This is a genomic window from Shewanella sp. SM32, assembly GCF_025654235.1.
Classification (GTDB): Bacteria; Pseudomonadota; Gammaproteobacteria; order Enterobacterales; family Shewanellaceae; genus Shewanella; species Shewanella oncorhynchi.
Genome location: NZ_JAKKRO010000064.1, coordinates 1 through 18,239, shown reverse-complemented (window position 1 = coordinate 18,239; position 18,239 = coordinate 1). Strand labels below are relative to the sequence as shown.

Genomic DNA, 18,239 nt, shown 5'->3' with positions numbered 1-18,239 from the left:
CTACAGTTTACATCATGTAAACTATGTCCTGATGGGGCAAGTTACCCTTAGTGTAAGGTGTTTTGCTAGAAGCAAATTGGCGTTATCGGCCATCCCTTACAAAATTGTGCTGACCTGGATTTCAAATGGAAATCACGACTCTTGTTATTATTAGAGAGTGGTCTTAAGTATATTATTGTTATTGAGTATCTTTATTCTTATATCTTGAACGTTAATTATACCGAAACCTGTAAGTTATTATTAATCTTTTTGTACAAACAGATGGGTTTATCTCGGTACGGGGCTTATTAAACCGAAATCTGTGATCTATGTCAAGCACGAATCTTTGCAGTTTACGTCCACGTCAACTTTGGGGTGTAAAAAAGGGTGACAATACACCCTTCTTTTCACTCGCGAAGATTACTTCAGGCTAGAAAGATACTTTGATAGCGCGTCGATATCGCTATCATTTAGTTTCTTAGCCACATCTTGCATCATGCCATTTAAGTCATTATGGCGGCCCGCTTCACGGAATTTTGTCAGCTGGATCTTGATGTAGTTTGCGTGTTGGCCTGCCAGCGTTGGAAAACCTGCAAGCTCAGCGCCTTTACCATCTGGGCCATGACATGCCATACAAGCGGTAATGCCACGAGAAACATCACCACCCTTGTAAAGTTTAGCGCCTAACTCAGGAACATCTTTTGCTTCAGCCACTTGGATTGCTTGGCTAGAAAAATATGCGCTAATGTCGAGAATATCCTGATCGCTTAGAGGCATTGCCATGCCACTCATGATAGGATCCATACGACCATCTTTACCGCCAGTTTGTGCTGCGCTACGGAAATCATGTAGTTGCTTTTGGAGGTAAGTGGCGTGTTGGCCCGCAATTTTGGGGTACATATCGATCATACTGTTACCGTCCATACCGTGACAGGCCGAACAGACAATGATTTTCGTTTTTCCCGCTTCAGCATTACCTTCAGCAATCGCAGGTGAAGATATGGCGGCAATTACAACAGACAGCGCAAGAGCTAGCTTTTTCATGGCGTTCCAACTTCTGGTTAAATTATTATCCTGAGCTTACTAGGGTGACCCGCAAGCGTGGTAAAATATGATTAATGTGATCGGAGTAATATTTTACACGAAAACGTGGGAAAGTAAGTAATTCTTCATAAATTATGGTATTGCGTAGAAAAATTTCGGAGTAAATAGTGACTGAATCTCGTATAGATTTTCGTAGGGCAAAGTTTTTAATCAGTGCACCTGACATTGCACATTTGGATCAATATCTGCCCGGCGATGTTGGAGTTGAGATTGCATTTGCTGGCCGCTCTAATGCTGGAAAGTCTAGTGCACTCAATGCATTAACTGAGCAAAAAAGTTTAGCAAGAACCAGTAAAACACCGGGCCGTACTCAACTAATTAACGTATTTGAGTTAGATGCTCAGCGTCGTTTAGTTGACTTGCCTGGTTATGGCTTTGCGCAAGTCCCACTTGCGTTGAAAAATAAATGGCAGCAAGCATTGGGTGAATATTTGCAAAAACGCGCTTGTTTAAGTGGCGTGGTTGTCTTGATGGATATTCGTCATCCATTAAAAGATCTCGATATGCAGATGATTGAATGGGCAGTTGCTAGTGAAATTCCAGTATTAGCTTTGCTAACGAAATCAGACAAATTAGCCCAAAGTGCTAAGATGAAAACCGTAAATGAAGTGCGTCTCGAACTAAGTGAGTTTGGCGACTGGGTGCAAGTTGAACCCTTCTCATCACTTAAAGGAACCGGTAAGCCTAAAGTGTTGGCAATTCTTAATGAATGGTGTCATCCACAGTGGTTGACTGATGAGTTAGATGCAGCGAATAACGCTGAATAATATCGCCTGTTTTGGTGTACATGGTAGAATTTGACTGTGTATACCTCCTCTTTGTTTTTACTGCAATTTTTTCTCTTTTGTTCAGTCTCATTCCCATCGGTTATTCGTTAATCTCAGGCAAAAAAATAGCCGATGATATTATCATCGGCCAAAAATATTAGCTCTTTTGGGGAGAAGCTAAATTCAACAAGACTCAAGCACCATCAAATTAGCTTCAATGGTTCTCAATGAAACTAGCATACAGCCAATTCATCCCTTATTAAAGTAAATACTCTAAAATTTACTTAAAGTCTGAAAAAAGAGCAAAAAAAAAGCCTCAGCAAACAAGTTGCTGAGGCGCCAGAATTTGGCTCATCACTATAAGTGAAATAAAGGTCTGAAAGATAGAACATCTTAACCTCTGTACCCTACGCAGAGAATATTACTCTATTTATCTTTAAATGGAAAACAGTTTTTTCAAAAAAGAGGTAATTATGTGCGCTTGATCTCAGGTTGTGAGTGAAAAAGCATCTCAAATTGATCCTAAAATTTCAGTGAAAATGGTTAATTGGCTGATTTAAAGAGAAAAATCGAAATTTATATACAAAAGTGATCAATATTTGAGATTTGATTTTTTACTCTAATCCTGACCTAAGATTTTGGTGTACGCGTGAGAGAACAACCGTTATGGCATTCTTGAGCATATATGGCTGACTTGAATGCAGTTTCAATTCGAGTAAATCACACCTTTTAATATCCATCTGCTGTGGCAGTGTATCGATGAACTCTACTGCCAAATGTATCAGGTAAAGATTGTTTGGCTGTGAGTGAATCATTTTCTGCCGATGAAGTTTGTCTAACTTAACGAGCTAATTTGTATTGTGAAAGGGTTATTTATGCTGAGTGATGAAAAGGACTCTGTATTGATGTTCTTAGAGGCGATTAAGACGGGAGAGAGCTAATCTGAGCTCAAAATATTGAAGTCAGATTAGCTTTATTTTCAGTTAAATCATATTGATAGTGTTCTTCTGGATATTACTGAGATTAGTGGGCTTCATCCCAGTTATCACCAATGCCTGCTTCGGCAAGCAGTTCAACATCGAGATTAGCTGCTTGCGCCATCAAGGTGCAGATTGTCTTTTTAAGTGCCTCTGCTTTATCCGCATCGACTTCAAACACTAATTCATCGTGAACCTGCATGATCATAGTGATTTCGCCTTGGGTTTCTGTTTTGATCCACTGGGCAATATTGATCATGGCCTTTTTGATGATGTCAGCAGCCGTACCTTGCATTGGCGCGTTAATCGCAGCACGTTCAGCACCTTGGCGGCGCATCGCATTACGATCACGGATTTCGGGCAAGTAGAGGCGACGACCAAACAGAGTCGACACATAACCTAAGTCAGCAGCACCCGCGCGCGTTTCTTCCATATAACGTAATACGCCAGGATAACGGGCAAAGTAGGTATCGATATAGGTTTGTGCTTCATGGCGTGGGATATCAAGCTGACGCGCCAAACCAAAGGCTGACATGCCATAAATTAAGCCGAAGTTAACCGCTTTGGCACGGCGGCGTTGTTCTGTGGTTACTTCATCAAAGTCGGTACCAAATACTTCTGCAGCAGTGGCTCTATGAATGTCTTTGCCCTCGGCGAAGGCTTTGAGTAAGCCTGCATCTTGGGATAAATGGGCCATGATCCGTAGTTCGATTTGCGAGTAGTCGGCGGCCAAAATTTTACGGCCTGCTGGGGCGATAAAGGCTTGGCGAATACGGCGACCTTCTTCGGTGCGAATCGGAATATTTTGCAGGTTAGGTTCGCTTGACGATAAGCGACCTGTTGCCGCATTAGCTTGATGATAGCTAGTGTGTACGCGACCCGTTTTGGCGTTGACCATCAGTGGCAGCTTATCGGTGTAAGTGCTCTTTAACTTAGATAGGCTTCGATGCTCGAGGATCACCTTTGGCAGTGGGAAATCTAAGGCTAATTCGACTAATACTTCTTCCGCGGTCGATGGCGCACCCTTTGGGGTCTTTTTGGTGATCGGATAACCTAGCTTTTCATAAAACAAGACTTGCAGCTGCTTAGGTGAACCAAGATTGAATTTTTCACCAGCAATGTCGTAGGCTTTTTCTTCTAAGGTATCGATTTTACGCGCCAGTTCATCGCTCTGTTGGCCGAGTAACATACTGTCGATTAATACCCCTTGACGTTCAATGTCCGACAATACTTGGATTAGCGGTAATTCGACTCCGGTAAACATGGCGGCAAGTTCGGCTTCTTTCTCGAGTCTTGGCCATAAATGTTGGTGTAAACGCAGTGTGATGTCGGCATCTTCGGCCGCATAAGGCGCAGCCGTTTCCAGTGGAATTTGGTTGAAGGTCAGCTGTTTTGCACCTTTACCGGCGATTTCTTCAAAGCTGATATTCTTATGGCCTAAGTACTTGAGCGCTAAACCATCCATATCATGGCGCGAAGCCACTGAGTTGAAAACATAGGATTCGAGCATAGTGTCGAAAGCGACGCCCTGTAGTTTGATCCCTGCATTGGCTAAGATACTGATGTCGTACTTAAGATTTTGACCGACTTTCTTGATCTTTGGATCCTCAAGCAGCGGACGCAGTTTTTCTAACGCGACCGTTTTATCGATTTGAGTCGGTGCACCAACGTAATCGTGGGTTAAAGGAAGATAAGCGGCTTTTCCTGTCTCAACGGCGAAGGAAATCCCGACTAATTCGGCCACCATGTAATCTAAGCTGGTGGTCTCAGTATCGATTGCCATTAAGTCGGCTTGTTTAAGCTTAGCAATCCAAGTGTCTAATTCGGCTTCGGTGAGAATGCAGTCGTACTGTGTTTCAATCGCTTCGACTGGAGATGAGTCTTCTTGCGTTTCTGTGGATGCCGCATCAATTGAGGTATTTGCCGTCATTTTATTATCTAAGACTTCAGCTAACCAACGTTTAAACTCCATCTCGCCGTAGCATTTGATCAGTTCATCTTTGTCTGCTGGCATGAGAGTGAGTTCGTGCCAATCTTGCTCAAGTTCGACATCGGTTTTGATGGTGGCGAGTTCGTAAGAAAGCTTGAGCATGTCGGCATTTTCAATGATCTTTGCCGCCATGGTTTTAGAACCTCTAAAGCCGAGCTCGGCGACTTTTTCGGGTTCCGCTAATAAGTTACTCACACTGCCGGCTCCCGTGAGCATAGCGAGCGCCGTTTTCTCACCTACGCCGGGTAAGCCGGGAATGTTGTCGGCCTTGTCGCCCATCAGCGCGAGTAAATCTATGATACGGTCTGGACCGACACCAAATTTGGTGACGACTTCTTCTGGGCCCATTATGGTGTCTGTCATGGTGTTGATGAGCGTAACGTTTTCATCCACTAATTGCGCCATGTCTTTATCGCCTGTGCTGATAAGCACGGCACGGTTTTCTAAGCTGGCTTGGCGGGCAATTGTACCGATCACGTCATCGGCTTCGACGCCGGAAATTGAAATCAGTGGTAAACCTAGTGCGCGAATAATGCGATGCAAGGGTTCGATTTGCGAACGTAGATCATCAGGCATAGGTGGGCGCTGTGCTTTGTATTCGCTGTACATGTCATTGCGGAAGGTTTTTCCCTTGGCATCGAACACGACTGCGATATGGCTTGGTTGATAACGGGTCAACAAGCTGCGTAACATATTCACTACGCCATAAACGGCACCCGTTGCTTCGCCCTTTGAGTTTGTCAGGTGAGGAGGCGCATAATAGGCGCGATACAAATAAGAAGATCCATCCACAAGCACAAGTGGGTTTTTAGCGACGGTTGGCATAGGTATTTTTCGTTTATCGATGACTTAGATGGCGCTAAGCATGCCACAGAAGCACTATTTCAGCCATGGCAAAATGACTCTCAGCCTGTGGATAAGTCTGTGAGTGAAAAAGTCAACTGAGAATAATGGCGATGATTACGGCTTAGTGCGATTTTTTTAAGTTGTTGTTTTTTATGTTTATAAAAGATTTGTGTGAGTTCAATACTGTTTCTTAAAAAATCTTCCCAATTTGTGGATTTTTTATTGACTCCGTAAAATACATCTAAGGATTGGCTTAATTTTCGGCACTCGTCAGATTCGACGAATTAAGTTAGCACGATTTTTAATCAGATCAACTAGTTTGTTTATGGTTTGTTAAAACTTAATGACATAAGAAGGATATTTTTAATGAAAAAAGTCGCAGTGTTACTGAGTGGATGTGGTGTTTTCGATGGAACTGAGATACATGAATCGGTTTTAACGCTTTTATGCTTATCCCGATCAGGGGCTCACTACCAGTGTTTTGCACCTGATATCAAACAGATGCATGTGGTAGATCATTTCACTGGCGAGGTCGATGCTGCTGCAAGTCGTAACGTGCTGGTGGAGTCGGCACGTATCGCCCGTGGCGAAGTCAAAGCGACCACAGAATTAGATATCGCCGAATTTGATGCCTTGATCATTCCCGGTGGCTTTGGTGCGGCGAAAAATCTGTGTAACTTTGCGACGAATGGCAGTGAGTGTGAAGTGGAACCGCTGGTGACTGATTTTATCAATGAGTTCATTCTGGCGAAAAAGCCCGTTGGTTTTATCTGTATTGCTCCTATGATGATCCCGCGTTTATATCCCCAGGGTGTAAAAGGCACTATCGGTAATGATAGCGATACTGTCGCAGCGTTTAATTTGATGGGCGGTGAGCATCAAGTTGCGACAGTACATGAGATAGTCGTGGATGAAGCGAATCGCATTGTCAGCACTCCCGCTTATATGTTGGCTGGTAATATTGCTGAGGCGCATTCAGGCATCGAGAAGCTAGTCGTTAAGCTACTAGAAATGACTGATCAGAGTTAGTTTGAGCGGTTTGTAGAGGAGTGAAGCGAGTCATTGAACCAAGATAAATTTCAGGATTTATCTTGGTTCACAATATTAGATTGAGTTATTAGATTGAGCTCGAGGATTTGCGGCTATCAAATAAACCTTGGGCTAAACCTATGAGTAAGCCGCCAATGTGGGCACCATTAGCAACCGAAACCCCTAGAATATCTGTGAATCCCAATGCCAACCATATCATCATAAAGCCCATATATGATGGTGGGAAATCTATTCCAGCTGCGGGTTTACGTATACCCATGATCCAAGTGTAACCCACCACTGCATACACAACGCCGGACAGCCCGCCAAAGTTAGGTCCACCGACATAATATTGGATAACGTTTGGCAGAGTTCCTGCGACAAACAGCAAAATGAGCAATGGTGCAGTACCGATACGGGTTTCGATTTTACCGCCTAAATACCACCACCAGAGCAAATTAAAGATGACGTGCATGGCTGAAAAATGCAGCAGGCTCGGTGTAAAAACACGCCAGAACTGGCTGAACTCTGAATGAGGTACTGCCCCAAAATAGGACAGTGCTTCGTAGGTTTGGTTGGCGAATCCTAAGTTCATCGCCGCAAAAATGAGTACGCAAACCGCAAATACGATCAGCGTGACTGGGCCTGCGCCGGTAATAAATTGGGTGAACAACTGCAGCGAAGGGGCACCATAATCGAGTTTGGTTTGGGTATCGCCGTGTTCCCATGAGGCTTGCAGATATTTATTGTCGTAAGGGTGAGCAATAAAGTGGGCAAACTCTTTGCGTGCTTGCTCCACATCTTTGTCATGGATAACCAAAATGGCAACACCCTGAACCAGCGGCTCAATTTGGCAGTCAATGTCTTCCCCTTTGAGGTAATCGACAAATGCCTGCGCGGCTCTGCTGTTGGGGAGTCTGCCAATTTCTATCATGCATTCGCCTCATGCCAGGCGCTATAGCCGCCGTCTAGGCTGTAAACGTCATCAAAACCTTGTTCGCATAAATATTGCGCTGCATTTTGGCTGCTCATGCCGTGGTAACAAACCACCACCAGTGGGCTATCCATATCGGCTTGGCTAATAAATTGCGCTAGGTTTTCGTTATTCAGGTTAGTTGCACCTGCAATATGGCCGTTGGTGAAGCTATTGCCATCGCGGATATCGACGATTTGCACTGGCTGTGCTTCGGTCATTTGCAGCAATTGATTAACGCTTAAGTGTTTAAAGGAAGACATAATAAAACCTGACAAAGCTAAGAGATGGAAATCAAGATGGGATAAGTGTGCAACAAGGGGCTGCGAGTGTACAGCCCCTATCTAGGTAATGCTCTGGAGGATTAATCCCAGCTGAGGATCACTTTACCCGATTGGCCCGAGCCCATAGCGTCGAAACCTTGTTGGAAATCATCAATCTTGAAGTGGTGAGTGATGATAGGTGAAATATCTAAGCCTGATTGGATAAGACTGGCCATTTTGTACCAAGTTTCGAACATTTCACGGCCGTAGATGCCTTTAATGACCAAACCTTTGAAGATCACTTTGCTCCAGTCGATGGCCATTTCACCACTTGGAATACCGAGCATAGCGACTTTGCCGCCGTGGTTCATGGTATCTAACATGGCGTGGAAGGCTGAGGGTACGCCAGACATTTCTAATCCAACGTCGAAACCTTCGGTCATGCCCAGTTCTTTCATCACGTCTTTTAGGTTTTCTTTTGACACGTTCACAGCGCGCGTGGCGCCCATTTTACGGGCCAGCTCTAAGCGGTATTCGTTGACGTCAGTGATCACCACATGGCGAGCACCTACGTGACGACATACTGCAGCCGCCATTATGCCGATGGGACCTGCGCCGGTGATCAACACGTCTTCACCGACTAAATCGAAGGATAATGCTGTGTGCACAGCGTTACCAAAGGGGTCAAAGATTGAGGCTAAATCATCGCTGATATCATCAGGGATTTTAAAGGCGTTAAAGGCGGGGATAACTAAGTATTCCGCAAATGAACCTTCACGATTGACACCCACGCCAGAGGTGTTACGGCATAAATGGGTGCGGCCTGCGCGGCAGTTACGGCAGTGGCCGCAGGTGATATGGCCTTCGCCAGACACGCGGTCGCCTATCTTAAAACCACGAACTTCTTGACCGATATCAACCACTTCGCCTACATATTCATGACCAACAACCATGGGGACTGGAATGGTTTTTTGTGACCATACGTCCCAGTTGTAGATGTGCATGTCGGTGCCACAAATCGCAGTTTTTTTAATTTTGATCAGCAGATCGTTGTGGCCCATCACTGGCTTAGGCGCATCGACTAACCAAATACCTTTTTCGGCTTTTAACTTGCTTAGTGCTTTCATTGTCTCAAGTCCTAAATAGGGGTTAAATAATGCCCATTTCTTTGGCAATACGGGTAAAGGCGGCGATCGCTTTGTCGAGTTGCTCACGGGTATGTGCCGCTGACATTTGCGTACGGATACGGGCTTGTCCCTTAGGAACTACTGGGAACGAGAAGCCAATAACATAAATATGTTCTGCTAATAAGCGGTTAGCAAAGTCGCCCGCCAGTTTCGCATCACCAATCATCACAGGGATAATCGCGTGGTCGGCGCCGCCCAAAGTAAAGCCTGCTGCTGACATTTGCTCACGGAAATAACGGCTGTTTTCCCATACGGCTTCGCGCAGGGCTTGGCCTGATTTGAGCATTTTTAACACATGGATAGATGCAGTCACGATTGATGGCGCTAATGAGTTAGAGAACAGGTAAGGACGTGAACGCTGACGTAACCAGTCGATGACTTCTTTTTTACCCGAAGTGAAACCACCCGATGCGCCGCCTAAGGCTTTGCCTAAGGTGCCAGTGATGATGTCGACTCTGTCCATCACATTGCAATATTCGTGCGTGCCACGGCCGTTTGCGCCGATAAAGCCCACAGCGTGAGAGTCATCGACCATCACCAGTGCGCCGTATTTATCGGCTAAATCACATACGCCTTGCAGGTTAGCAATCACGCCGTCCATCGAGAATACGCCATCGGTGGCGATCAAGATGTTACGGGCGCCTGCTTCTTTCGCGGCGATCAACTGAGTTTCTAAATCGGCCATGTCGTTGTTGGCATAGCGGAAACGCTTCGCTTTACATAAACGCACACCGTCGATGATAGAAGCATGGTTTAACGCATCGGAAATGATGGCGTCTTCTGCATCTAACAAGGTCTCGAACAGACCTGCGTTTGCATCAAAACATGAAGAGTAAAGAATGGTGTCTTCAGTGCCGAGGAATTCGCTTAGGCTAGCTTCTAGCTTTTTATGTATGTCTTGGGTGCCGCAAATAAAGCGTACCGACGCCATACCAAAGCCGTGGCTGTCTAATCCCTGTTGGGCGGCTTTGATTAGCTCTGGGTGATTCGCTAGGCCTAGGTAATTATTCGCGCAAAAGTTAACAACTTCTTGGTGATTAACTTGAATGGCAGTCTGTTGTGGTGAGGCAATAACACGCTCGCTTTTATATAAGCCTTCGGCTTTGATGTCTGCAAGCTGTTGATTAATCTGTGCGTAGAATGAGGTAGAGGCCACCTGATATCTCCTTAGTTAACTTTATTCTGATTTTGGGAGTGGCGGCATTCTAACTCTAAACCTAATCGGCCTACAGCCTTTTTTTCATGCAGGTTCGCAAGATAAACTAGTTTAGGGCTAAAGTGGTTTTTACATTATAAAAACTAATGTGCAACATAAGTTTGCCACTGTTTGACTGAGTATTCTTTTAAGCGTTGTAGAGCGAAAACGGGTTCGCACTCAGTACTATAATTGCTTTGAGTTTAGTTCCGAATGCGAGTTCCCAACATAGGCGTTTGGGATGATGTTATAGGGATTCTTGACTCGCTAGCGCGTGGTAATGTTGCTCTAGGCGAGTAAAAGTCGCAACGGAAGTCGGGGTTGCATAGGCTTTGAAAATCATCAGCACCCTTAAAACGCCTTCATAAAGTGTCGCTTTAGTAATGGTTGACGTGCTGGATTGTGTGAGTTGATAACCAATCCAAAAGCTGACGATCATCTTAATGGTATCCGCCAGTGGCGTGATTTTGTCAGCATCGACACACAGAAATCCATCTTGTGTGAGTTTATGCAGCACATGGCTTGAACGCGTTAAGACTTGCTGCTGTGCGTGTAAATAGCGTTTTTTTAGTTCTTCATCGCGGGCGAGAATATCTGCAAGATTGGCGTACATAAAGCGGAATTGCCACAGGGTATAGAACATAGCATCGAAGTAGCCGATTAACAGTTCTACATCCACTTGCTTATCTTCATAGGGTTGGAAACCCGATTCGAGATGATTCTCATATAGACTGAAAATACAGCGGATAATGTCTTCTTTATTGCGAAAATGGTAATAAAGATTCCCGGGACTCATATTTAAGTGAGCAGCAATGTGATTGGTGGTGATGTTTCTTTCGCCATGCTCGTTGAACAGTTCAAGACTGGCATAGATTATTTTGTCGCGGGTTTTCATAAGTTATCCAAATTGCTAGTGAACGCCACATAATTGATCAAAGAAAGCTAACCAACGACCGCCGAACTGCTGGTAAATTATCCCTAATTTGGTGCATATGCTAACATTGCCGCTATTCATCAGGCAAAACTCATAAGCACGTTTTTAATGAATCGTTTTCTCTATTCCACGATCTTATATTTATTATCCCCTTTGCTAGTCGTCTATTTAGCATTTCGTGCTATTAAAAGCCCTGATTACCGCGGTCGTTGGGGGGAGCGTTTTGGATTAACTCGACTTAAATCGACGGATTTACTGGTCCATTCTGTGTCTATGGGTGAAACGCTTGCGGCAATCCCATTGATCCGTTTGATTATGCAATCACACCCTGAATTAAGCATTACGGTTACCACAACCAGCCCAACAGGGTCTGCGCAGGTGCGTAAAGCCTTTGGTGACTCAGTGCAACATTGTTATTTACCCTTTGACTTACCTTGGTGTGTGGGGCGTTTCTTGCACCAAGTGTCACCTAAATCCTGCATCATTATGGAAACCGAGCTGTGGCCTAACTTAGTTGCCTTAGCGGCCAAACGCGGTGTGCGCTTGATGTTGGCCAATGCTCGCCTATCGGTCAAATCGGCGGCGCAATACGCTAAGCGTCCTAAACTCAGTCGGCCTATGTTGCAGCGACTCGATGTTATTGCGGTGCAGACTCAAGTAGAAGCGCAGCGTTTTATCGAGTTAGGTGTATCGCAGGACAGAGTAACAGTATGCGGTAGCTTGAAGTTTGATCTCAGTATTACGCCTGAGCGTTTAGCCAATGCCAAGCAGCTACGTCAAGCTTGGGGGCGTGAAACCTCGCCGATTTGGGTCGCAGGCAGTGTGCATCCTGGAGAATTTGACGCCATGCTTACAGCCCATAGGCAATTATTGGCTCAGTGGCCCGATGCCTTGCTGATTATTGCGCCGCGTCATCCTGAGCAATTTTCTGCCGTTGCTGAGGTTGTTGCCAGCCAAGGTTTTAAATTTGTTCGCCGCAGCGGTAATCTTCCTGTGGCGGCAACGACTCAAGTGCTGGTAGGCGATACCATGGGTGAACTTCTGACCTTTTATGGCGCCGCGGATCAAGCTTTTGTCGGTGGCACGCTGATCAATAATGGTGGCCATAATCCCTTGGAGCCTGTTGCTATGGGCGTACCTGTTATGGTGGGGCCGAACCATTGGGACTTTGCCCAGATTACGCAGATGTTGGCGGATGCTGGTGGGTTAAGGGTTGTCGCTTCGGCGGATGAACTTGCCGCTAACTTGATTGAGTATTTTGCTAAACCTGAGTTACGCCAGCAGGCGGTGAACGCGGGATTGGCTGTGGTTGAGGCAAATCGCGGTGCCTTGCAACAACAATATCTTCTCGCGCAATCTTTAATAACCGCTTAATTCAACTGGATAATTCGTTTAGTGGATCAGGCGCTTTGCATCGCCGCTTGATAGCCTTGCATTAGTGATGACCAGTTATCAGCGGTGAAGGCAAGGTTTGGTAGCTTGGCTTGTTCTTTATTAAAGGAACGTAACAGTCTGTCTAGATTTGATTGCTGCCATTGCGGGCTCGGTGTTTTTAACTCGCCGCGGTCGAAATCGATAAGATAAAACCGCTCTGGCGTTAAGGGTTCAGTTTGTGCGGGCTGGAACAAAATATTCTTGGCATTGAGATCGGCGTGGTACACACCGCGCTGGTGGAATTGGGCGATGCAAGCCCCTAATGCCTGCCATTGCTCTGTGCTCATTACCCCTTTGCCGAGTTTAGCGACTAAATCTTCGGCACCTTCGACCCGTTCGATAATGATATCGGCGCGGTAAAATAATCCATCGCGCACTATGTTGGCGGCAATCGGTTTAGGTACAGCAAAATCTTCGCGATACAAAATGTCTAATAAGCGTAACTCTCCCATGGCGCGGGTATTTTCGAGGCCAGTATAAACGTAAGCATCTTTGCTGAATTTCTCCATTAAGCCGCCACGCCAATAATGACGCAATACCCAATGACTGTGCTCAAATGCCACAAACCAAGTGGTGTAGCGGCCTTTGGATGAACCGACGACAGCATTTTTAGCCCGCCAAAAATCCACCGTGAACCACGCGGGATCGATATCTGTTGGCGTATCTTGGCAAACTGCAATGTTACCTTGGGCGGTTTTTATGAGCTGTATCTGAGCATTCATCGGAGATTTGTTGACTTAAGCGTGGCACCTAGGGCCATTCTACATTAAGATCCTTAGCTTGCGCCAAATAACCTTAAGAGCTTTTAGCTTCAATCCAATGAGTTTAAATCCCAATACCATGAATTCTCTTTGTTTGCTTCGCTTATCCGCTATCGGTGACGTCTGTCATGCCGTGGCTATGGTGCAGGCGATTCAGCGGCAATACCCCGAGCTCAAAATCACATGGGTGATCGGTAAACTCGAATATCAATTGTTGAAGCATTTACCCGGCATTGAGTTTGTTATTTTCGATAAATCTCAAGGATGGCGCAGTTATTTTAATTTGCGTAAGGCCTTAAAAGGTCGACGTTTTGACGTGCTGCTGCATATGCAGGTTGCGCTACGTGCAACCTTGGCTTCATTAGCCATTTCGGCAAAGGTGCGCATAGGCTTTGATCGTGCCCGCGCTAAAGAAGGTCAGTGGCTAGTGACAAATCACAGGGTGGAGCCCTTGGCAAATCCCCATGTGCTCGAAGGATTTATGGGATTCGCTAAGGTGATTGGCGTTAACGATCTCACTCCTCAATGGCATATTCCTGTGCCAATTGCGGATACTGAATTTGCCCAGACGCAGATTAAAGACAATGAAAAAGTCTTTATCATTTGCGCTGCAGCCAGTAAGGCTGAACGTAACTGGTTACCAGAGCGTTATGCCACCGTTGCGAGCCATGCGATTGCGAAAGGATTTAGAGTCATGCTTTGCGGTGGCCCAACTCAACTTGAGAAGGATTTAGCAGAGCAAATTTTGCAGGCTTGTCCCTCTAAAATCGATAATTTAGTGGGCAAAACCAGTCTGACTCAATTATTGGCCCTGCTCAAACGCGCAAGCTTAGTGTTAGCACCGGATACTGGCCCTGCGCATATGGCGGTTACCCAAGGCACGCCAGTCATTGGTTTATATGCCCATTCCAATCCTGGGCGCACAGGTCCGTATTTATCGCAGCAATATGTGGCGAGCGCCTATGATGAGGCGATAGCATCCCAACATAGCGGCGAAGTTAAGTGGGGCACTCGCGCCAAAGGCGAGCATTTGATGGCTTTGATCAGTGTTGAAGCCGTGATTGAGAAGTTTGATCTGGTGGTTCAGCAGACACTCAGTTAAGGCTTGTTAGTATCAGCATTCTTGTTCAGCACTCTTGATGTATCGCTGCGTTAGCGGTTTGTATTCAGAATATCGTTTAGGAGATAAATCATGCGGATAGCCATTGCCATTGATAGTTTAGCGGGTGGCGGAGCCGAAAAGGTCATGATTACCTTAGCCAAGCAATTTATTCGCTTAGGGCATGAGCCGCATTTTTTAGTCATGGAAGATAATCGCTATTATGAAATCCCTGAGGACTTACCCATTCATCAATGCTTTGCCCCTAAGGATAAAGATTTCGACCATTTTGGGCGATTGAATGCTTCGGTTAACAAACTCAGCGCAAAAATCGCGGAAATTGAATCTCAAGTGGGCAAGTTTGATTTGTTTTTATCAAATTTAGATAAAACCAATTTGATGATGACCAAAACCGGTGTTTCACCACTTTATGTCATAGTCCATTCTTCTGTAGAAGAAGAGTTGAGCCGCCAATTTAAACTGGGACCGTTTGCTTATTTCAAGAAGCTAAAATCCAAAAAAGCGCTCAATAGTCAGCATTTGATTACTGTCTCAAATGGTATAGCAAAGGAGATTAAAGATAAAGGTCGTTTGCATCCAGCATCTATGCAAACTATCTATAATCCATTTGAATTTAACGAAATCACATCTCAATCACAGCAAGATAATCCGCAAATCCCTCAGGGAGATTATCTTATTCATGTCGGTCGCTTTGCTAAGCAAAAGCGCCATGATGTGTTGTTTGAAGCCCTCAAACTCACGCAAAATCAACTTCCTGTCGTGCTCTTGTGTCATAACCACAAAAAAGCGATAAAAGCAGCGAAAAAGTTTGGTATTGAAAAGCGATTAATTATTCCAGGTTTTCAAAGTAATCCTTTTCCATGGATTAAGCAGGCTAAGGCATTAGTACTCAGCTCTGATTTTGAAGGTTTACCGACAGTCTTGATTGAATCTTTAGCTTGTGGGACTCCTGTTGTGAGCACTGATTGCCCACATGGACCTAGTGAAATTTTAACCGGAAATTTAGTGCCTTATCTCGTGCCGCGTCGTGATCCCAAAGCGTTAGCTAAAATGATAGACGAGGTTGTTAGCTTGCCGCCATCCCTCGAGCAGGTTGAGATTTTGGCCAAAGTCGATGCGACCTTAATTGCCGAACAATATTTAGCGTTGGCAAAATAATTTATTCGTTTGTGTTTTAGGAGCATGCTTGTGGAAGAAGCCAAACAAGCCAAAAGACGTTATTTATTTTACATAGCGCAAAACTATTCCTATGCGATGTTAAGGCCACTTCAACAAGTCATTTTGGAAAGAGGTGATGAGGTTAGCTGGTTCTTAGAGGGAAATGAGGTCGATCCTAAGTTTTTAAAAACCGATGAACTGCGCTTGCAGAGCATCGATGCTGTGAAAGCGTGGAAACCAGATGCGGTATTCGTCCCTGGGAACGTTGTCCCTCATTTTATTCCTGGGGTTAAAGTGGGCGTATTCCATGGATTTAATGCGGGTAAAATGAATCATAAGGGCCGAGAAGATCACTTCGAAATCAGAGATTGTTTTGATTTGTATTGTACCCAAGGCCCTGCGACGACTCTGCCCTTTCTGAAACTAGAGAAAAAGTTTGGTACTTTTACTGTCGTTGAAACGGGATGGCCTGCGCTCGACCCCCTATTTCTTGAGAATAAAGATAATCCTTATATCAAAGCTGATGACCCAAGGCCTGTAGTACTCTTTTGCTCAACATTTTCCCCAAGTTTGACCTGCGCACCTGTGGTATTTGAGCAGATTAAAGCCCTGTCGCAAAAGAGCCAATGGAGCTGGTTAGTGCAATTTCATCCAAAGATGAATCCTAAGATTGTTGAGCAGTACAAGGCTTTAGAAAACGAGAATTTACAGTTTGTTGAAACTGATAATGTGATCCCTTTGCTGCAGGCGGGGGATGTGATGTTGTGTGACACTTCATCGATTCTGTTGATGTTTTTAATGCAGCGAAAACCAGTGGTGACCTTTAAAAATCAGTCACCGAAAGATCATTTAATCGATATCAGTCGGGTTGAGGATATTGAATCTGCATTAACGCGAGCACTGAGTCGTCCTGATGATTTGATGGCGCACATCCATGATTATTGCAATCAAATTCACCCTACGGGCGATGGTCAATCTAGCCAGCGAGTTTTAGCCGCAACAGATGCTTTGATTGATAAAGGCACAGATTGGCTAAAACCTAAACCATTGAACTTGTTGCGCCATTTTAAGATGCGGCGCAAGCTAGGTTATTGGAAGTTGTTTTAGCTAGTTGTCGTTACTTATGGGCCGATATTGAAATATCGGCCCATTTTGTTAGCCTTGCAGTTTCGTTTCTTCAACCAGTTTAAAGATGATTTCTTGCATATTTTTCTGGAAATCTTCAATACTGTGGTTTGCTTTGATGTAGTCAACTGCCTTAACCGCGAGTTCTTGTCTTAGTTGTTCGTTTTCCATCAGATGGCGTATACCATCGACAAATAAATCGACTTTATCAAAACCATCTCCGAGCACTGTACCTGTAAATACGCCAAATTGACTCGTCAGCTCGTCGGGGTCACGGCAACTGACGAGAAGGGTGCCATAAGATAACGCTTCTAAGAAAGAAATTGGTAGAGCTTCGTGAATTGAAGTGTTGACTAAAATTTTAGCATCTTTGATTAGCTGGTTTTTTCGATCGCCTTCTACATGCCCTACAAAATGTAGGTTGGGAATATTTAGGTAGTCATTCATGATGGACTGATTTTTCTTTGACTGCCTAAATGACTGACCTAGCATGAAAAATTCATATTCAGGCATCAGTTTAGCTATCTCGCAAAATAACCAACCACGTTTGACTGACTCAATTCGTCCCAGAAAGATAATGTGATTTTTCTTCGGGTGTGCTTCTACATCGAAATTATGATCGATCTCGATAGGATTGGGTAAATATTTGATTTCTGTTTTATCATCGAGATTGTAGAGATCTCTGGCTTTACGATCTAAAAAGCGTGCCTGAGAAATAAATGAGACTTTCCCTGCCGCCCAAAGGTCATGAACAAACTGATAAATATTACTGTCCCAATAACTTTTCTCAGGGAAAAGTTTTACGGTATTAATTTCATCCCATTCATAATCAGGTCTTGGATCTTGAACCCAAAATAGGAGTTTTTTATCAATATTGGGAATGGTTTTTAGAATGCGATATGAGTGGGTTGTCATTTCTATTGACAGAAATATATCGTAATTCTTCTTTTTCAGAAACCTAATATTAAGGAAATCCATAAACTTAGCAGCTAAGCGATAAACTTTAATGCCATCGATCATATAGCGACGAGGTATTAATCTTTGCTTGCTGCAGTCTTTTTTTATCAGCACTTCTACTTCAATATTTTCGTTGGGTAAGTGTTTGGCGATTAAGTGGCGTGCTAGAAAACCGTATCCACCATACACTGTGCCCTGAAGGATCCCCTCATAAATCAGCCATAGCATAGCCATATTTGAGCAACTGATTGGCGAATAATACCCAGGCCGCCAGCAATTCTTTCTCCGTGATTTGATAATCAGGCCGCCTGAGTACCTCCAATCCCAAGCGAATCGTTGAGAGTACCGTTCGATGCCCAATGGTATTGGCCTGAAAATGCTTATCCCAGCCCTGTTGCTGTGCGTGTAAACCAACTAGCCACAACAGGCATTGAACCATC

At 44.6% G+C, this 18,239-nt stretch carries 15 protein-coding genes and 1 pseudogene; 6 read left to right on the top strand and 10 right to left on the bottom strand.

Annotated features, from left to right (window positions below; genetic code table 11):
• Window positions 1-399: 399 nt before the first annotated feature.
• A complete protein-coding gene (locus tag L5M10_RS19590) occupies window positions 400-1,023 on the bottom strand; it encodes a c-type cytochrome (RefSeq protein ID WP_105250761.1) in 624 nt (207 codons plus the stop codon).
• A 167-nt stretch (window positions 1,024-1,190) separates the two neighbouring features.
• On the opposite strand from L5M10_RS19590, the gene yihA reads away from it, so the two are divergent.
• Window positions 1,191-1,850 (top strand): ribosome biogenesis GTP-binding protein YihA/YsxC, encoded by a 660-nt coding sequence (yihA, locus tag L5M10_RS19585; RefSeq protein ID WP_263198433.1) that lies wholly within the window; start codon window positions 1,191-1,193, stop codon window positions 1,848-1,850.
• A 1,023-nt stretch (window positions 1,851-2,873) separates the two neighbouring features.
• On the opposite strand, the gene polA is transcribed toward yihA, so the two are convergent.
• The gene (gene polA, locus L5M10_RS19580; protein WP_263162667.1) at window positions 2,874-5,642 is read right to left on the bottom strand and encodes a DNA polymerase I; all 2,769 of its coding nucleotides are present in this window, start codon (window positions 5,640-5,642) and stop codon (window positions 2,874-2,876) included.
• 387 nt (window positions 5,643-6,029) lie between these two features.
• Between polA and elbB the strand changes: the two genes are divergently transcribed.
• Window positions 6,030-6,692: an isoprenoid biosynthesis glyoxalase ElbB gene (gene elbB, locus L5M10_RS19575; RefSeq protein ID WP_263162665.1), complete on the top strand. Its 663-nt coding sequence runs from the start codon at window positions 6,030-6,032 to the stop codon at window positions 6,690-6,692.
• A gap of 88 nt (window positions 6,693-6,780) precedes the next feature.
• On the opposite strand, the gene glpG is transcribed toward elbB, so the two are convergent.
• The 5 genes from glpG to L5M10_RS19550 all read right to left on the bottom strand — a co-directional run bounded on the left by glpG (window position 6,781) and on the right by L5M10_RS19550 (window position 11,205).
• Complete coding sequence (glpG, locus tag L5M10_RS19570; protein WP_105250758.1) at window positions 6,781-7,626, bottom strand: rhomboid family intramembrane serine protease GlpG; 846 nt, start codon at window positions 7,624-7,626, stop codon at window positions 6,781-6,783.
• The gene (gene glpE, locus L5M10_RS19565) at window positions 7,623-7,928 is read right to left on the bottom strand and encodes a thiosulfate sulfurtransferase GlpE (protein ID WP_006084745.1); all 306 of its coding nucleotides are present in this window, start codon (window positions 7,926-7,928) and stop codon (window positions 7,623-7,625) included. Before glpE ends, glpG begins: the two co-directional genes overlap by 4 nt.
• Before the next feature lie 101 nt (window positions 7,929-8,029).
• The gene (tdh, locus tag L5M10_RS19560; protein ID WP_263255764.1) at window positions 8,030-9,055 is read right to left on the bottom strand and encodes an L-threonine 3-dehydrogenase; all 1,026 of its coding nucleotides are present in this window, start codon (window positions 9,053-9,055) and stop codon (window positions 8,030-8,032) included.
• A 22-nt stretch (window positions 9,056-9,077) separates the two neighbouring features.
• Entirely contained in the window at window positions 9,078-10,271 is a 1,194-nt protein-coding gene (locus L5M10_RS19555; protein WP_263198431.1) for a glycine C-acetyltransferase, read from the bottom strand.
• 286 nt (window positions 10,272-10,557) lie between these two features.
• Window positions 10,558-11,205, bottom strand: coding sequence for a TetR/AcrR family transcriptional regulator (locus tag L5M10_RS19550; RefSeq protein ID WP_113940155.1), 648 nt, complete (start codon window positions 11,203-11,205; stop codon window positions 10,558-10,560).
• Window positions 11,206-11,352: 147 nt separating this feature from the next.
• Here L5M10_RS19550 and waaA point away from each other — a divergent pair, with 147 nt between their 5' ends.
• The gene (gene waaA, locus L5M10_RS19545; RefSeq protein ID WP_263198640.1) at window positions 11,353-12,618 is read left to right on the top strand and encodes a lipid IV(A) 3-deoxy-D-manno-octulosonic acid transferase; all 1,266 of its coding nucleotides are present in this window, start codon (window positions 11,353-11,355) and stop codon (window positions 12,616-12,618) included.
• A gap of 26 nt (window positions 12,619-12,644) precedes the next feature.
• Here the strand turns inward: waaA and L5M10_RS19540 are convergent, their stop codons facing one another.
• Complete coding sequence (locus L5M10_RS19540; RefSeq protein ID WP_263198641.1) at window positions 12,645-13,400, bottom strand: 3-deoxy-D-manno-octulosonic acid kinase; 756 nt, start codon at window positions 13,398-13,400, stop codon at window positions 12,645-12,647.
• A gap of 97 nt (window positions 13,401-13,497) precedes the next feature.
• Between L5M10_RS19540 and L5M10_RS19535 the strand changes: the two genes are divergently transcribed.
• The 3 genes from L5M10_RS19535 (at window position 13,498) to L5M10_RS19525 (ending at window position 16,824) form a co-directional block, all read left to right on the top strand.
• On the top strand, window positions 13,498-14,541 hold the full coding sequence (locus L5M10_RS19535; RefSeq protein WP_263162653.1) for a glycosyltransferase family 9 protein: 1,044 nt from the start codon (window positions 13,498-13,500) through the stop codon (window positions 14,539-14,541).
• Between the two features lie 90 nt (window positions 14,542-14,631).
• Window positions 14,632-15,717 (top strand): glycosyltransferase, encoded by a 1,086-nt coding sequence (locus L5M10_RS19530; RefSeq protein ID WP_263198642.1) that lies wholly within the window; start codon window positions 14,632-14,634, stop codon window positions 15,715-15,717.
• A 24-nt stretch (window positions 15,718-15,741) separates the two neighbouring features.
• Window positions 15,742-16,824 (top strand): CDP-glycerol glycerophosphotransferase family protein, encoded by a 1,083-nt coding sequence (locus tag L5M10_RS19525; RefSeq protein ID WP_411569219.1) that lies wholly within the window; start codon window positions 15,742-15,744, stop codon window positions 16,822-16,824.
• Window positions 16,825-16,872: 48 nt separating this feature from the next.
• Here the strand turns inward: L5M10_RS19525 and L5M10_RS19520 are convergent, their stop codons facing one another.
• Both L5M10_RS19520 and L5M10_RS19515 read right to left on the bottom strand, forming a co-directional pair.
• Window positions 16,873-18,027, bottom strand: coding sequence for a glycosyltransferase family 4 protein (locus L5M10_RS19520; protein ID WP_317630151.1), 1,155 nt, complete (start codon window positions 18,025-18,027; stop codon window positions 16,873-16,875).
• Window positions 18,008-18,239, bottom strand: a pseudogene (locus tag L5M10_RS19515) (IS4 family transposase); the annotation flags it as partial. The gene L5M10_RS19520 and the pseudogene L5M10_RS19515, both read right to left, overlap by 20 nt.

Bases quoted from the DNA above. Each gene is read 5' to 3' on its own strand.
- L5M10_RS19590 (WP_105250761.1), bottom strand. From the start codon at position 1,023: ATGAAAAAGCTAGCTCTTGCGCTGTCTGTTGTAATTGCCGCCATATCT.
- polA (WP_263162667.1), bottom strand. From the start codon at position 5,642: ATGCCAACCGTCGCTAAAAACCCACTTGTGCTTGTGGATGGATCTTCT.
- elbB (WP_263162665.1), top strand. From the start codon at position 6,030: ATGAAAAAAGTCGCAGTGTTACTGAGTGGATGTGGTGTTTTCGATGGA.
- glpG (WP_105250758.1), bottom strand. From the start codon at position 7,626: ATGATAGAAATTGGCAGACTCCCCAACAGCAGAGCCGCGCAGGCATTT.
- glpE (WP_006084745.1), bottom strand. From the start codon at position 7,928: ATGTCTTCCTTTAAACACTTAAGCGTTAATCAATTGCTGCAAATGACC.
- tdh (WP_263255764.1), bottom strand. From the start codon at position 9,055: ATGAAAGCACTAAGCAAGTTAAAAGCCGAAAAAGGTATTTGGTTAGTC.
- L5M10_RS19550 (WP_113940155.1), bottom strand. From the start codon at position 11,205: ATGAAAACCCGCGACAAAATAATCTATGCCAGTCTTGAACTGTTCAAC.
- waaA (WP_263198640.1), top strand. From the start codon at position 11,353: ATGAATCGTTTTCTCTATTCCACGATCTTATATTTATTATCCCCTTTG.
- L5M10_RS19540 (WP_263198641.1), bottom strand. From the start codon at position 13,400: ATGAATGCTCAGATACAGCTCATAAAAACCGCCCAAGGTAACATTGCA.
- L5M10_RS19535 (WP_263162653.1), top strand. From the start codon at position 13,498: ATGAGTTTAAATCCCAATACCATGAATTCTCTTTGTTTGCTTCGCTTA.
- L5M10_RS19530 (WP_263198642.1), top strand. From the start codon at position 14,632: ATGCGGATAGCCATTGCCATTGATAGTTTAGCGGGTGGCGGAGCCGAA.
- L5M10_RS19525 (WP_411569219.1), top strand. From the start codon at position 15,742: ATGCTTGTGGAAGAAGCCAAACAAGCCAAAAGACGTTATTTATTTTAC.
- L5M10_RS19520 (WP_317630151.1), bottom strand. From the start codon at position 18,027: ATGCTATGGCTGATTTATGAGGGGATCCTTCAGGGCACAGTGTATGGT.